Here is a 14,395-nt window from a genome sequence, read left to right as displayed (position 1 = left end):
GCGGCGCCCCGGCGCGCCCGCTCGCACTGGTGTCCCCAGGCCTGTCCGGCGGATCCCGGCTCAGAAGAGCTTGCCGGGGTTGAGCAGTCCGAGCGGGTCGAAGGTCTGCTTGATGCCCCGCTGCAATTCGACGCCCACCGGCCCGAGTTCGCGGGCCAGCCAGTCCTTCTTCAGTACCCCCACGCCGTGCTCGCCGGTGATCGTGCCGCCCAGGCTCAGGCCCAGCGCCATGATCTCGTCGAAGGACTCGCGGGCGCGCCGCGACTCGTCGGGGTCCGCGGCGTCGAAGCAGACGACGGGGTGGGTGTTGCCGTCGCCCGCGTGGGCGCACACGCCGATGGTGAGCCCGTACTTCTCGGCGATGGCCGAGGTGCCCTCCAGCATCGCGCCGAGCCGGGAGCGGGGCACACACACGTCGTCGATCATCGTGGCGGACTTGACGGTCTCCAGTGCCGTGAGGGACATCCGCCGCGCCTGGAGGAGCAGTTCGGACTCGGCGGCGTCCTCGGCCGGGACGACCTGCGTGGCGCCGGCGGCCGTACAGAGCTCGCCGACCGCGGCCAGGTCGTCGGCGGGGTCGGGGGTGTCGAAGGCGGCGAGCAGCAGTGCCTCGGTGGACTCGGGCAGTCCCATCCGGGCCATCCTGTTGACGGCCTGGATGGTCGTACGGTCCATCAGTTCGAGCAGCGACGGCACATGGCCGAGCCGCATGATCTCGCAGACGGCCTCGCAGGCGGCGGCAGCGGAGGGGAACTCGGCGGCGAGCGCGAGCTGCCGCGGAGGGGTGGGCCTGAGGGCGAGGACGGCGCGGACGACGATGCCGAGGCTGCCCTCGGAGCCGACGAACAGCCGGGTGAGGTCGTAGCCGGCGACGCCCTTGGCGGTGCGGCGGCCGGTGGTCAGCAGACGGCCGTCGGCGAGGACGACGTCGAGCCCGAGGACGTACTCGGCGGTGACGCCGTACTTCACGCAGCACAACCCTCCCGAGGCGGTGCCGATGTTCCCGCCGATCGTGCACATTTCCCAACTGGACGGGTCGGGCGGGTAGTACAGGCCGTGCTCGGCCACCGCACGGGAGAGCACGGCGTTGATCACGCCCGGTTCGACGACCGCGATCCGGTCGACCGGGCTGATCTCCAGGATCCGGTCCATCGCGACCAGGGAGAGCACGATGCACCCGTCGGAGGCGTTGGCCGCGCCCGACAGGCCGGTCCGGGCGCCCTGCGGGACGACGGGGACGCGCAGCTCGGTCGCGGTCCGCATGACGTGCTGGACCTGCTCGACCGTGCGCGGCAGGACGACCACGGCCGGGGTCCCGGACGCGCAGAAGCTCGCCATGTCGTTCGCGTACGAGGCCATCACGTCCGGGTCGGTGATGAGGGCCTCGTCCGGCAGGCCCGCGCGCAGGCGCGACTGAAGATCGTCCATGCTGCCATCGTCCATGTTTGCAGCCTGGCACCGGAGAGCCATCGGTGTGAACCCGTCTGCGATCCGGTTCGCCTGCACCCATGTGCTCTTCATATTGACGCACAGTGAGGCATCCGTGCGTTTCCTCCCGAGGAGTTCCGTCGTGGACGTGGAACATGACCCGCAGACATCCCCCAGCCCCTCCCACCGGTCCGGTGTGCTCTCACGCAGGACGCTGATCGGCACGGCGGTCGCGGCCGTCCTCATCGCGGGCGCGCTGGTGATCAGACCGGCGGAACCGGACGCGCCCTGGACCGTGAAGCCCGAGGAGCGGGCCCTCGCCGCCGTCGGCGCGGGCGCCCCCGCGGCCATCGAGGACCTGACGGCGCTGATCGGCGACCGGGAGCGGTGGCTGCGCAAGAACCCGAAGGACAGCAGGTCATGGGCGGTCCTCGGCTCGGCGTATCTGGAGCAGGCCCGCCGGACGGCCGACTCCGCGAACTACCCGCGGGCCGAGCGGGCGCTGCAGCGCTCCCTCCAGGCCAAGCCCATGGAGAAGGGCAACGTCGAGGCGACGGTGGGCATGGGGGCGCTCGCCAACGCCCGGCACGACTACCGGACGGCGCAGCGGTGGGGCGAGCTCGCGCGGGCCCAGTCACCGCGGCACTGGGCGGCGTACCCGGTGCTCATCGACGCGTACTCCGGCCTCGGCCGGCCCAAGGACTCCGAGAAGGCCATGGAGAAGCTGGTCGCGCTGCGGCCGGGCACGGTCGCGTACATCAGGGTGGCGCAGGTGTACTGGGACCGCGGCTGGCGGGAGGACGCCGGTGCGGCACTGACGAAGGCCACCGGGGCCGCCCGCACGCCCGCGGAGCGGGCGGACTGCATGTACCGGCTCGGCGAGATGGCCTGGGAGCGCGGCGAGGCGGCGGAGGCGCTGCACCACTTCGAGAGCGCGCTGCGCATCGACCCCGAGCACCATCAGGCGCTCGGCGGCCGGGCCAGGGCGCTGGCCGGGCTCGGCCGTTCGGGGGAGGCGGTGCACGACTACCGGGCCGCGCTGGGGCATGCGCCGGTGCCGCGGTACGCGCTGGAGCTGGGCGAGCTGCTGGAGTCGATGGGCCGCGTGGCACAGGCCCAGGGGCCGTACGATCTGCTGCGGGCCCAGATCGCCCGGGCCGGCAGTCACGGGGTGAGCGACGAGCTGACGCTCGGTCTGTTCGAATCCGACCACGGTGACGCGACGGCGGCCGTGCGGCGCCTGTCGGAGGAGTGGAAGCGGCACAAGAACATGCGGGTGGCGGACGCGCTGGGGTGGGCGCTGCACCGCAAGGGCGACGACGAGCAGGCGCTCGTCTTCGCCAAGAAGGCGGCGGATCCGGGGCTGCGGAGCGCGGACTTCTCGTACCACCGCGGCGAGATCGAGCGGGCGCTGGGCCTCCCGGGGGCGGCCCGCCGGCGGCTGGACGAGGCGCTGCGGACGAACCCGCACTTCTCGCCGCTGCGGGCACCGCTGGCCCGGGCGGCGCTGGCCGCGCTGGGCGAACCGCCGCCGGGCGGCCCGGTGGAGCTGGAGGGGGAGGGGGCCGACGGGGCCACGCCCAAACCGGCGGCGCCGCAGCCGGGCGCGGGCGGGCGGCCCGAGCAGCCGCAGTCCCCGCCGCAGCAGCCGCCCCCACCGCAGCAGCAGCCGCAGTCCCCGCCTCAGTCTCCGCAAGCGCCGCCCCAGCCGCCGCCCCAGCCCCAGCAGCCCCGGCAACCGCAGACGCCCCCGCCGGCTCAGCCACCCTCGGGCGGTGCCGCGGGTCAGTCGAGCCCGGCGGCCCCGCGGCAGGGCGCGCCGGGCGCACCGGGCGCGCCGGTGGAGCCGGCCCCGCAGCAGCCGCCGGCCTGGACGTCCCCCGGCACCTGAGCGGGCACGGGGACGGGGACACGGCTGCGGCCGGAACGGACCGCGGCCCCACGGGTCGGTTCCGTGGGGCCGCGGTCCGTTCCGGCCGGTGTGGCGACGCGCCGGTCAGAGGTTGCCGCGCTTCTCCTGCTCGCGCTCAATGGCCTCGAACAGCGCCTTGAAGTTGCCCTTGCCGAAGCCCATCGAACCGTGCCGCTCGATCATCTCGAAGAACACGGTCGGACGGTCCTGGACCGGCTTGGTGAAGATCTGCAGCAGATAGCCGTCCTCGTCGCGGTCGACGAGGATCTTCAGCTCGCGCAGCGTCTCGACCGGTACGCGGGTCTCACCGGCCCACTCGCCGAGCGTGTCGTAGTACGAGTCGGGGGTGTCCAGGAACTGCACGCCCGCGGCGCGCATGGAGCGGACGGTCGCGACGATGTCGTTCGTGGCGAGCGCGATGTGCTGAACGCCCGCGCCGCCGTAGAACTCCAGGTACTCGTCGATCTGCGACTTCTTCTTGGCGATCGCCGGCTCGTTGATCGGGAACTTGACCTTGAGCGTGCCGTCGGCGACGACCTTCGACATGAGCGCGGAGTACTCGGTGGCGATGTCGTCGCCCACGAACTCCTTCATGTTGGTGAAGCCCATGACGTTGTTGTAGAACGCCACCCACTCGTTCATCTTCCCGAGCTCGACATTGCCCACGCAGTGGTCGATGGCCTGGAAGGTGCGCTTGGCCGGCGGCTCGACCATCGGGTCGACGGCGACGAAGCCGGGCAGGTACGGCCCGTCGTAGCGGGACCGGTCGACGAGGGTGTGCCTGGTCTTGCCGTACGTCGCGATGGCGGCGAGGACGACAACCCCGTGGTCGTCCTTGACCTCGTACGGCTCCTCCAGGCCCCGCGCCCCGTGGGCGGTGGCGTACTCGTACGCGGCCCGCGCGTCCGGCACCTCGATGGCCAGGTCCACGACCCCGTCACCGTGCTCGGCGACATGGTCGGCCAGGAAGCGGCCGTGGTCGGTGGAGGCCTTGATGACGGAGGTGAACACGAAGCGGGCGGCGCCGTTCGTCAGGACGTAACTGGCGGTCTCGCGGCTGCCGTTCTCCGGTCCGGAGTAGGCGACGAGCTTCATACCGAAGGCGGTCGAGTAGAAGTGCGCGGCCTGCTTGGCGTTGCCGACGGCGAAGACGACCGCGTCCATTCCCTTGACCGGGAAGGGGTCTGCCTTGCGCGCGGTACCCGGGGTGTGATCCATGGTCTCAGTCATGGCGGCAGACTCTCTCCGATCCGCAAGGTGCGCAATAGTTTGTTGTTCTGCTGGACATGCTGCTCAATGAGAGCGCGGGATCGCCGGACTTTGTGTACAGGATGACCACCGGGAGGCGGGCCATGGGGATCGACGAACTGGATGGCAGGCTCATCGTTCTGCTGGCCCGGGAGCCCCGGATCGGCGTACTGGAGGCGTCCCGCCGTCTGGGCGTGGCCCGCGGCACCGTACAGGCGCGGCTGGACCGGCTTCAGTCACAGGGCGTGATCCGCGGCTTCGGCCCCCAGGTCGATCCGGCGGCCCTCGGCTACCCCGTCACGGCGTTCGCGACGCTGGAGATCAAGCAGGGCCAGGGGGCGGATGTGCGGGCCCATTTGACGACCGTCCCGGAGGTGCTGGAGCTGCACACCACGACCGGCCACGGCGACATGCTCTGCCGGCTCGTGGCCCGCTCGAACGCCGACCTCCAGCGGGTGATCGACCGGGTCGTGGGCTTCGAGGGGATCGTGCGGGCCTCCACGGCGATCGTGATGGAGAACCCGGTGCCATTGCGGATCATTCCGCTGGTGGAACAGGCGGCGGAGGACCGGAGTTGATCGCGGTTGACCGAGTTGCGCATCATGATGCAGGCGGCCCACACTTGGATGCATGAGAACCACGGTAGACCTCTCCGAGGACCTTCTCCAGGAAGCCAAGCTCCGCGCGGCACGCAAGCGCGTCACGGTGAGTGCAGTGATAGAGGACGCCATCCGGGCATCGTTCGCACGTGATGCCGCGGCAGCCGCAGCCATCCCCGTCGTTCTCCCCACCTACGGGGAGGGCGGCCTGCATCCCGGAGTCCATCTGGACGACAACGCGGCCCTGCTGGACGTCATGGAGGACCGCGCGTGATCCTCTGCGACGTGAACGTCCTCGTCTACGCCTTCCGCAAGGACGTGGATCAGCACGAGGCGTATCGCACCTGGCTGACGGACCGGCTCAACGGCGACGAGCCGGTGGCAGTCAGCTCCTTGGTGGCGAACGGCTTCCTCCGCATCGTCACTCACCCCCGGATCTACCCCGACCCCGCCCCCACCTCGATCGCCCTGGACTTTCTCGACACTGTCCGCAGGTCACCGGCAGCAGTTCCGCTCGGCGAGGGCCCTCGGCACTGGGAGATCTTCGAGCGGCTCTGCCGCAAGGTCGGCGCCCGGGGGAATCTCATCCCCGACGCCTACTTCGCCGCGCTGGCCATCGAGGCGGGGGCGACCTTCTACAGCGCCGACCGGGGATTCGCGCGCTTCCCGGGCCTCAAGTGGAGCCATCCGCTGGAGGATTGACCCCGTCCACCATGCAAAGGACTCGTTGCAAAGAAACCCTTGCAACGAGTCCTTTGCATGTCTACGGTTGAGGCATGCCCGACCCCGAGGAACACTCCGTCCGCAAGCTCGACCCCCACTCGCTGCGCGGCCTCGCCCACCCCCTCCGGATGCGCCTGCTGGCCGCGCTGCGTCAGAACGGGCCCGCCACCGCCTCCCAACTGGCCGAGCGGCTTGGCGAGTCGAGCGGCGCCACCAGTTACCACCTGCGCCAGCTCGCCGCGTACGGCTTCGTCGAGGACGACCCGGAGCGCGGCAAGGGGCGTGAGCGGTGGTGGAAGTCCGCCCACGACGGGACCGTGCTCGACGAGACCCTGCACAGCGACCCCGACCCCGCCGTGCGCGGGGCGGCGGACCTCTTCATGCACGAGCTCGCGACCATCCACACCCAGGAGCTCAGCACCTGGCTCGGCACCGCGCGCGACTGGCCCGAGGCCTGGCGCCGCGGCTCGGACATGAGCGACTTCACGCTGCGCCTGACGCCCGAGCTCGCCGAGGAGATGCGCGACCGGGTCCACGAGGTCATCGAAAGCTACCGGGCCCTGGCGCCCGGGCCGGACGCGCAGGACGCCGCCCAGGTCCGCGTCCACCTGCATGCCTTCCCCCGCTCCAACGGCTGAGAGGACGGACACTCAATGCACCCCGACACACACCTGCGCCTGCACGCCCTGCGCGCCGAGGAACTGCGCCGCGAGGCGGCCCGGTACCACCGGCCCGCGACGCGTCGCCGCGCTCTGCGCACCCAAGTGGGCTGGACGATGATCGAGCTCGGCCTGCGACTCGTACAACTGCCGTCCCGCCCCGCGCACGCATGACCGCCCCGGGGGGAACGGAGAAGCCGGAAGGCATACCCGACCGGCGGCCGCTGACCACCGTCCTCGCCGCCAACGCCGTCTCGATCACCGGTAATTCACTCACCCTGATCGGCGTCCCGTGGTTCGCGCTGGAGACCACGGGCAGCGCCGGCAAGGCGGGACTGGTCGCCTTCTGCGCGACCCTGCCGGTGGTCGTCTCCGCCGTCTTCGGAGGCCCGGTCATCGACCGCATCGGCCGCCGCCGGGTCAGCGTCGCCTCCGACCTGGTCTGCGCGCTCGCCATCGGCTCGGTCCCGCTGCTGCACTACGCCGGGGCGCTCCAGTTCTGGATGCTCTGCGCCCTGATGGCCGTCACCGGCCTCTTCCACGCACCTGGCGAGACCGCCCGGTACGTCCTCGTCCCGGACCTCGCGGGCCGGGCGGGCACCACCCTCGCCCGGGCCGCGAGCCTGTTCGACGCGGTCTCACGCGGGGCCCGGATGGCCGGGGCCGCGCTGGCCGGCGTACTGATCGCGCTGATCGGCGCGGAGGCGGTCCTGCTGCTGGACGCCGTGACGTTCGGGCTCTCCGCGCTGCTGATCGCGGGCGGGGTACGCGGAGTTCGTGCGGCGGAGCCGCTGCGGGACGCGGCACCCGTCTCCCTCAAGGCCTACCGCCGCGACCTGCGCGAGGGGTACGTCTTCCTGGTGCGGTCCCGGCTGCTGCTGGCCATCGTCCTGCTGGTGATGGTCACCAACGGCCTCGACCAGGGCTGGAGTGCGGTGCTGCTGCCCGTGCACGCCATGGACAACCTCGGCGGAGCGCAGGATCTCGGCCTGCTGGCGGCGGTGTTCGGCGGCTGCGCGCTGCTCGGTGCGCTGCTCTACGGCACGGTCGGGCACCGCTTCCCCCGGCGGGCCCTGTTCACCGTCGCGTTCCTGATCTGCGGCCTGCCGCGGTACGTGGTTGCGGCGTTGGTGGACGGTACGGTGCCGCTCGCGGTGACCATGGCGGCGGGCGGGCTGGCCGCCGGGATGCTCAACCCGATTCTCACCACGGTCGTGTACGAGCGCGTCCCGGACGAACTGCGCAGCCGTTACATGGGCGTGTCCACGGCCGGGGTACTGCTGACCACCCCGCTCGGCGGGCTCGCGGCCGGCTTCCTGATCGAGCAGGCGGGCCTCGGCACGGCGCTGCTCGCGCTCGGCGGGCTGTACTTCCTGGCCACGCTCGGCCCGGCGGTGTTCCCGTCCTGGCGGCAGATGGACCGTACGCCTGCGGACCCCGGCCCACGCTCCGGTCTCAGCAGCTCGGGACCGAGCCGCCCGTCCGGAGCGCCCGCAGAGCCGACACCGTGCCCTTGAGCGTCGTGACCGGGATCAGCCGGAGCCCGGCGGGCAGCTCGGACTTCGCGTCCGCGCACTCGGCCTCCGGGACCAGGAACACGGTCGCGCCGTCACGCTTGGCGGCCTGTGTCTTCAGGGCCACGCCGCCGACCGCGCCGACCTTGCCGTCGGGGGTGATGGTCCCCGTACCGGCGATGTTCCGGCCGCCGGTGAGATCGGCGCCGGTGCCGTCGCCGGCGCCGTTGAGCTTGTCGATGATGCCGAGGGAGAAGAGCAGACCGGCGCTCGGTCCGCCGACGTCGGCCAGTTCGAGGGTCACTTTCACCTCGTCCGGGTCCTTGCCCAGATACCGGAGGGCGGCGGAGGCCGCGATGTTCTGCGACTTCTCCATCGCCTCGATGTTGCGCTTCTCGATCTCCGCGTCGCTGCCGCCCGACGGATAGACGGCCTCACGCGGCATCACGGCCCGGTCGGTCCGGAACCAGCTGTCGACCAGGTCCCCGAGATCCACCTCGGCGGACGGCCCGGTCGCCACGATCGTCGTCATCCGCAGCTGCCCGGTGGTCTTGCGGGTGGGCGCACCGGTGATGGTGATGACGGGCTCGCCGTCGTGCTCGCCGAGTACGTTCGCGGTCAGGCCGGGCTGCGCCAGGGAGAAGGGCAGCGGGGCGAAGGCCGCGACCGCGAAGAGCGCGAGCACCGGAACGGTACTGAGGGCGAGGGCGCGGGGACGGGAGAGACGTGTGAGCACCCGGCCAATGTAGTGGGCCGGGCGGCCTGCCACGCTCTCCTGCCTCACGCTGCCCTCCCCCACGCTCCGCCGCCCCACGCAGCGGGTCCGCTCAGCTCAGCGCGTCCGTGACCTCGCGGGCCGCGTCCACCACCCGGGGGCCGACCCGTTCCGGGACGGAGTCGGCGAGCATCACCACGCCGACGCTGCCCTCCAGGCCCGTGATGCCCAGCAGCGGGGCGGCCGCTCCACTGGCGCCGGCCTCCAGTTCGCCGTGGGTGAGGGTGTATCCGGGGTCGGCCGGCCCGCCCTGGCGGGCAGCGAGGATGGCCCGGCCCGCGGCACCGCGGTCCAACGGGTGGCGGAAGCCCGCCCGGTAGGCGACGTGGTAGTCGGTCCAGGTCGGCTCGACGACGGCGACCGCGAGGGCCTCCGTACCGTCCACGAGCGTCAGATGCGCGGTCGCGCCTATGTCTTCGGCGAGGGAGCGCAGCGCGGGCAGCGCGGCCTCCCGTACCAGCGGATGGACCTGCCGGCCCAGGCGCAGCACGCCGAGTCCGACGCGGGCGCGGCCGCCCAGGTCGCGGCGGACGAGGGCGTGCTGCTCCAGGGTGGCGAGCAGCCGGTAGACGACCGTGCGGTTGACACCGAGTTTGTTGGACAACTCGGTGACGGTCAGGCCGTGGTCGGTGTCGGCGAGCAGTTTGAGGACACGCAGTCCTCGGTCGAGCGTCTGGGAGGTCTCCGCGGTCACGACGCCCTCTCCCTCTTTGGTGAGTGCGGCGGGATCTCTCACGGGGATGCGGCACCGGTCCCATCGGCGACGCGCGGAGAGGCCGCCGGCAAAGGCCATGGCACCGGCTGCGCTCCGCGGCGGCGCTGCCACGGGGCGTGTGCGTTGCGGGGACATTAGCGAGAGCGGTCCGCTGAGCGGAAGGCCTCGTCCAGAATCCGGTCGCGACAGGGTGATTTACCCGGGTTTGCGGCCAAAGTTCGGAGCTCTGGTGAGTACAAAAGGCCGGGGCCCGTACGTTCCTCCGTACGGGCCCCGGCCACCGCCGCGTCTCCGCCGCTCACTTCACGGCGGCTCACTTCACAGCGGCTCACTTCGTCGCGGCTCACTTCATGCGGGTGGCCCACTCCTGGACCTTCTTGATCCGCTCCCGGATCTGCCCCGCCGTGGCCTCCGCGCTCGGCGGGCCGCCGCACACCCGGCGCAGCTCGGTGTGGATCACTCCGTGCGGCTTGCCGCTCTGGTGTACGTACGCGCCGACCATCGTGTTCAGCTGCTTGCGCAGCTCCAGCAGCTCCTTGTGGGACACCACCGGCCTGCGCTCGGCGGGAAGTTCGAGCAGGTCCGCCTCGGCGTCCGGCTTGCGGCGGCTGTGCGCGATCTGCCGGGCCTGCCGCTTCTGGAGCAGCATCTGCACCTGGTCGGGTTCCAGCAGCCCGGGGATCCCGAGATAGTCCTGCTCCTCCTCGCTGCCCGGATGCGCCTGCATGCCGAACTCGGCGCCGTCGTACAGCACCCGGTCGAAGACGGCGTCGGACTCCAGCGCCTCGAAGGGCAGCATGTCCTGCTCGCCGGTGTCCTCGTCCTGTTCCTTGTTCGCCTCGTCCATCTCGCGCTCGGACTCGGCGTACGGGTCCTCCTCGCCGTTCTTCTTCGGCTTGTCCAGGACGTGGTCGCGCTCGACCTCCATCTCGTTGGCGAAGCCGAGGAGCATCGGGATGGTCGGCAGGAAGACCGAGGCCGTCTCGCCGCGCCGACGCGACCGTACGAAACGGCCCACCGCCTGCGCGAAGAACAGCGGGGTCGAGATCGTCGTCGCGTACACGCCGACCGCGAGGCGCGGTACGTCGACGCCTTCCGACACCATCCGCACCGCGACCATCCAGCGGTCCTCCGAGGCCGCGAAGTCGTCGATGCGCTGGGACGCCCCGGTGTCGTCGGACAGCACCACCGTCGCGCCCGTCCCGGTGATCTCGCGGATCAGCTTCGCGTACGCGCGCGCCGAGTCCTGGTCGCTCGCGATGACCAGCCCGCCCGCGTCCGGGATGCTCTTCCTGACCTCGGTCAGCCGCTGGTCGGCGGCCTTGAGGACGTTCGGCATCCAGTCGCCGCGCGGGTCGAGCGCGGTGCGCCAGGCCTGCGAGATCGCGTCCTTGGTCATCGGCTCGCCGAGGCGCGCGGCGATCTCGTCGCCGGCCTTGGTGCGCCAGCGCATGTTGCCGCTGTAGGAGAGGAAGATGACCGGCCGGACGACACCGTCGCCGAGGGCGTTGCCGTACCCGTAGGTGTAGTCGGCGGACGACCGGCGGATCCCGTCGTTCCCCTCTTCGTAGCTGACGAAGGGGATGGGGTTGGTGTCGGACCGGAAGGGCGTACCGGTGAGCGCGAGCCGCCGGGTCGCCGGATCGAACGCCTCCAGGCAGGCCTCGCCCCAGGACTTCGAGTCACCGGCGTGGTGGATCTCGTCCAGGATCACCAGCGTCTTGCGCTGCTCACTGCGGTTACGGTGCAGCATCGGCCGTACCCCGACACCGGCGTAGGTGACGGCGACCCCGTGGTACTCCTTGCTCAGCGGGCCGGCCGAGTAGTCCGGATCGAGCTTGATGCCTATCCGGGCCGCCGCCTCCGCCCACTGCTTCTTCAGGTGCTCGGTGGGCGCGACGACCGTCACCTGCTGCACGACGTGGTGGTGCAGCAGCCAGGACGCGAGCGTCAGCGCGAAGGTGGTCTTGCCGGCGCCGGGCGTCGCGACCGCGAGGAAGTCGCGCGGCTGCTCTTGGATGTACCGGTCCATGGCGGCCTGCTGCCAGGCGCGCAGCTTGCCGGCCGTACCCCAGGGGGCACGGCCGGGGAAGGCGGGTGAGAGGTGGTGGGAGGCGGTAGTAGTCACGGTCTCCGGTTCGGGGCTCTCGGGTGTACGGGACGGGCTGACGCGGGCAGGGGCTTGGTCACGCACGGGCTTGGGCACGCACGGGCTTGGGCGTACGTAGGACAACCGGGCCACCCTACCGGTGGCCCGGTTGTGATCCCGTGGGAACGAGCCGGAGTCTGACGGGTGCGACTCAGCTCACGTTGCCTCGTGAAGACCACGCAGCCGGCTCGCGATGAGCACAACGTCTTCGAGGTCGCCCGTAGCCACGTCGATGACGAGCTTGTACGACGCGTCCTGGTCGACGTCGACCATTTCCGTGCCGTTGAAGTCGAGGAAGACCACCGTGCACATCCACGCCATGCGCTTGTTGCCGTCTACCAGCGGATGGTTCACGGCAAGCGACTGGAGGAGCGCGGCAGCCTTCTCGAAGAGATCGGTATACGCCTCGATGCCGAACATCTGAGACTGGGGGCGGTGCACCGCCGAGCTGAGCAGGCCTAGATCGCGAACCGCCACCTGCTGGCCGGGACAGGCGAGCTCCGCCAGGTCCAGGGCCTCCTGGACCGTCAGGTACTTCAACTACTCCCCCAGCCGTCGAAGCAGGTCCGCATGGCGGACCGCGTACTTGGCACCGAGCCTGCGGACCGACTCACGGTCAGCCTCCTGCTCCAGATACCGGTCGATCGCCTGAAGCACTATGGCGTGCATGCTGCGGCCCTCCTCATCGGCCCGGAGCTTGAGCGCCTCCTGCTGATCATCACGCAATCTCAGGTTCATAGCCATACCGTCACGGTACCACCGATGGGGTCACTTCGGTACCACACAGTCGATCGCTACGCTACCCGCAGCCGCGTCGCCACCCAGGCCCCCACCAGGGCAACGGCCGCCATGGGGAGGAACACCGCGGCGAAGGCGACCGGGTGGGAGCCGGCCGCGGCGACCGCACCCGCGGCGCCATGGCCGCCCACCGCCCCGCCGCCGAGCGCAGCGAACGCCGCACCGCCGGCGGCCAGCAGCATCACATTCGACAGGCCGTCCGAGATCTGCAGGGCGGCCGAGTTCACGCCCGCCTCGCCCGGGGCCGACAGCTTCAGCAGCAGCACGCTGCTGGACGCGATGACCGTACCCATCCCGAAGCAGCCGACGCCCCACGCGACCCCGACCACCCACACCGGCACCGACGGGATCAGCACGCTCGGCGCCGCCGCGATGGCCGCCGCGACCAGCACCATGCCCACGGACATCAGCCGCTCGCGGTACGGCTCCACCCGGGGGCGCGACTGCACGTACGAGCCGAACGCCCAGGTCGCACCGCCGACCGCCAGGGACAGACCGGCCAGGGTCGGGGACAGGCCGCGCTGGGTGACGAGCATCAGCGGGACGAAACTCTCGGCCGCGATGAACGACCCGGCCGCGATACCGCGCAGCAGCACGACGGACGGCAGCCCGCGGGCCGCCCGGTACGTACCGCGCGGCAGCAGGCCGTCCCGGCCGGCGACCGCCGGCACGAGCAGGGCGGCGCCCGCGACGGCGGGCACGAGGGCAAGCCATCGCAGGTCCTGCGCGGCGTACTGGAGCAGGCCCGCGCCCAGCGAGACGCTGAGCGCCAGCCGGATCCGCCGCCGGTCGACGGGCGGTACGGGCGCCGAGGGGTCGGCGGGGCCGGAGGCCGTACGCCGGATCGCGGGCAGCGCGAGCGCCAGCGGCAGGACGACCAGGACCGGGATGCCGACGAACACCCAGCGCCAGCCGAGGTGTTCGGTGATCGTGCCGGAGGCGAGCGGTCCGACCACGGACGGGACCACCCAGCTCGCGGCGAACGCCGCCATGATCGAGGGCCGCAGCCGCTCCGGATAGGCCCGGCTGACCACGACGTACAGCGAGACGATGACGAGCCCGCCGCCGAGCCCCTGGACGGCCCGGCCGAGCACGAAGAGCCACATGGTGCCGGCCGTACCGGACAGCAGCAGACCGGCGGCGAAGCCGCTGATGCCGGCGGCCAGCGGGCCGAGGGGGCCCCGCCGGTCGGCCCACTGCCCGGCGAGGACCATGCCGAAGAGGCTGGTGGTGAAGTACCCGGAGAAGGCGAAGGCGTACAGCGAGACACCGTGCAGCTCACGGGCGGCGACGGGCATGGCGGTACCGACGGCGGTCGCCTCGAAGGCGATCAGCAGGACGACGGAGACGATGCCGATGCTGAGCGCGCGATGGGAGGCGGCCAGAATGCCGCCCAGCGACGACACGGATGTCGACGCGGGCACGGACGCGGGCGCGACCTCGGCGTCGCGCGGTTCCAGGGCGGTCATGCGCTCCAGGGTAAGGGGCATGGATCAGATTGGCCCCTGTCGCGAGACGGGGTACGGGCTGGTCCCTTGGTCCTACGACCGGGGGCGGAGGGCCGTCTGTGAACGGCGTATGGCAGTCATATTGCAGCGGCAGCGAGCCCCTTGAGCCCGGCGGGGGGCCGCCCCTACGGTCGACGTATTCGAGACACACGGCCGTGTGCCCGAGTGGTTGAGGGACTCGCCTGCAAAGCGAGGAACGCCGGTTCGATTCCGGTCACGGCCTCCAAGCAACGCCCGGCGCGGGAAACGTCCTCCCGAAAGCGGCGAGGACGGCACGGAATCTCCCTGGGCGCCCATGGGACCGATGCCGGCCCCGAGCCGACGGCCCAGGTTTGAGACCTTCACGAAAACCTCACGCGAACGATCA

General features: G+C 71.4%; 15 protein-coding genes and 1 tRNA gene. 8 read left to right on the top strand and 8 right to left on the bottom strand.

All coding sequences use genetic code 11. The features are described 5' to 3' along the window. Positions 1–60 precede the first annotated feature (60 nt). Positions 61–1,428, bottom strand: coding sequence for an FAD-binding oxidoreductase (locus ACWV17_RS18100; RefSeq protein ID WP_455360588.1), 1,368 nt, complete (start codon positions 1,426–1,428; stop codon positions 61–63). A gap of 142 nt (positions 1,429–1,570) precedes the next feature. On the opposite strand from ACWV17_RS18100, the gene ACWV17_RS18095 reads away from it, so the two are divergent. Next, the gene (locus ACWV17_RS18095) at positions 1,571–3,319 is read left to right on the top strand and encodes a tetratricopeptide repeat protein (RefSeq protein ID WP_455360553.1); all 1,749 of its coding nucleotides are present in this window, start codon (positions 1,571–1,573) and stop codon (positions 3,317–3,319) included. A 105-nt stretch (positions 3,320–3,424) separates the two neighbouring features. Here ACWV17_RS18095 and hppD read toward each other — a convergent pair whose 3' ends face one another. Beyond that, the gene (gene hppD, locus ACWV17_RS18090; RefSeq protein ID WP_455360552.1) at positions 3,425–4,570 is read right to left on the bottom strand and encodes a 4-hydroxyphenylpyruvate dioxygenase; all 1,146 of its coding nucleotides are present in this window, start codon (positions 4,568–4,570) and stop codon (positions 3,425–3,427) included. A 122-nt stretch (positions 4,571–4,692) separates the two neighbouring features. Here hppD and ACWV17_RS18085 point away from each other — a divergent pair, with 122 nt between their 5' ends. The 6 genes from ACWV17_RS18085 (at position 4,693) to ACWV17_RS18060 (ending at position 8,086) form a co-directional block, all read left to right on the top strand. Next, a complete protein-coding gene (locus tag ACWV17_RS18085) occupies positions 4,693–5,166 on the top strand; it encodes an Lrp/AsnC family transcriptional regulator (RefSeq protein WP_455360551.1) in 474 nt (157 codons plus the stop codon). Between the two features lie 52 nt (positions 5,167–5,218). Further along, a complete protein-coding gene (locus tag ACWV17_RS18080) occupies positions 5,219–5,461 on the top strand; it encodes a hypothetical protein (protein WP_455360550.1) in 243 nt (80 codons plus the stop codon). Beyond that, complete coding sequence (locus ACWV17_RS18075; RefSeq protein ID WP_455360549.1) at positions 5,458–5,889, top strand: TA system VapC family ribonuclease toxin; 432 nt, start codon at positions 5,458–5,460, stop codon at positions 5,887–5,889. Before ACWV17_RS18080 ends, ACWV17_RS18075 begins: the two co-directional genes overlap by 4 nt. A gap of 74 nt (positions 5,890–5,963) precedes the next feature. Further along, positions 5,964–6,548, top strand: coding sequence for an ArsR/SmtB family transcription factor (locus ACWV17_RS18070; protein WP_455360548.1), 585 nt, complete (start codon positions 5,964–5,966; stop codon positions 6,546–6,548). Between the two features lie 15 nt (positions 6,549–6,563). Next, positions 6,564–6,743 carry a hypothetical protein gene (locus ACWV17_RS18065; RefSeq protein WP_455353482.1) on the top strand — a complete coding sequence of 60 codons (180 nt, stop codon included), beginning with the start codon at positions 6,564–6,566 and terminating at the stop codon, positions 6,741–6,743. Continuing rightward, the gene (locus ACWV17_RS18060; protein ID WP_455360547.1) at positions 6,740–8,086 is read left to right on the top strand and encodes an MFS transporter; all 1,347 of its coding nucleotides are present in this window, start codon (positions 6,740–6,742) and stop codon (positions 8,084–8,086) included. Before ACWV17_RS18065 ends, ACWV17_RS18060 begins: the two co-directional genes overlap by 4 nt. On the opposite strand, the gene ACWV17_RS18055 is transcribed toward ACWV17_RS18060, so the two are convergent. The 6 genes from ACWV17_RS18055 to ACWV17_RS18030 all read right to left on the bottom strand — a co-directional run bounded on the left by ACWV17_RS18055 (position 8,025) and on the right by ACWV17_RS18030 (position 13,989). Continuing rightward, on the bottom strand, positions 8,025–8,819 hold the full coding sequence (locus tag ACWV17_RS18055) for a S16 family serine protease (protein WP_455360546.1): 795 nt from the start codon (positions 8,817–8,819) through the stop codon (positions 8,025–8,027). The two genes, ACWV17_RS18060 and ACWV17_RS18055, sit on opposite strands and share 62 nt — an antisense overlap. A 91-nt stretch (positions 8,820–8,910) precedes the next feature. Further along, complete coding sequence (locus ACWV17_RS18050) at positions 8,911–9,552, bottom strand: IclR family transcriptional regulator (RefSeq protein WP_455353480.1); 642 nt, start codon at positions 9,550–9,552, stop codon at positions 8,911–8,913. Positions 9,553–9,916: 364 nt separating this feature from the next. Continuing rightward, a complete protein-coding gene (locus ACWV17_RS18045) occupies positions 9,917–11,701 on the bottom strand; it encodes a DEAD/DEAH box helicase (protein WP_455360545.1) in 1,785 nt (594 codons plus the stop codon). Between the two features lie 177 nt (positions 11,702–11,878). After that, entirely contained in the window at positions 11,879–12,262 is a 384-nt protein-coding gene (locus tag ACWV17_RS18040; RefSeq protein WP_455353478.1) for a type II toxin-antitoxin system death-on-curing family toxin, read from the bottom strand. Beyond that, positions 12,263–12,460: a CopG family transcriptional regulator gene (locus ACWV17_RS18035; protein WP_455360587.1), complete on the bottom strand. Its 198-nt coding sequence runs from the start codon at positions 12,458–12,460 to the stop codon at positions 12,263–12,265. A gap of 56 nt (positions 12,461–12,516) precedes the next feature. Further along, entirely contained in the window at positions 12,517–13,989 is a 1,473-nt protein-coding gene (locus ACWV17_RS18030) for an MFS transporter (RefSeq protein ID WP_455360544.1), read from the bottom strand. A 190-nt stretch (positions 13,990–14,179) separates the two neighbouring features. Here ACWV17_RS18030 and ACWV17_RS18025 point away from each other — a divergent pair. Next, positions 14,180–14,254 (top strand) — tRNA-Cys (locus ACWV17_RS18025). Positions 14,255–14,395 lie beyond the last annotated feature (141 nt).

It is taken from the genome of Streptomyces mabaensis (assembly GCF_053763515.1).
The sequence above is the reverse complement of the archived record's forward strand: the minus strand, read 5'-3'. Positions and strand labels throughout refer to the sequence as shown.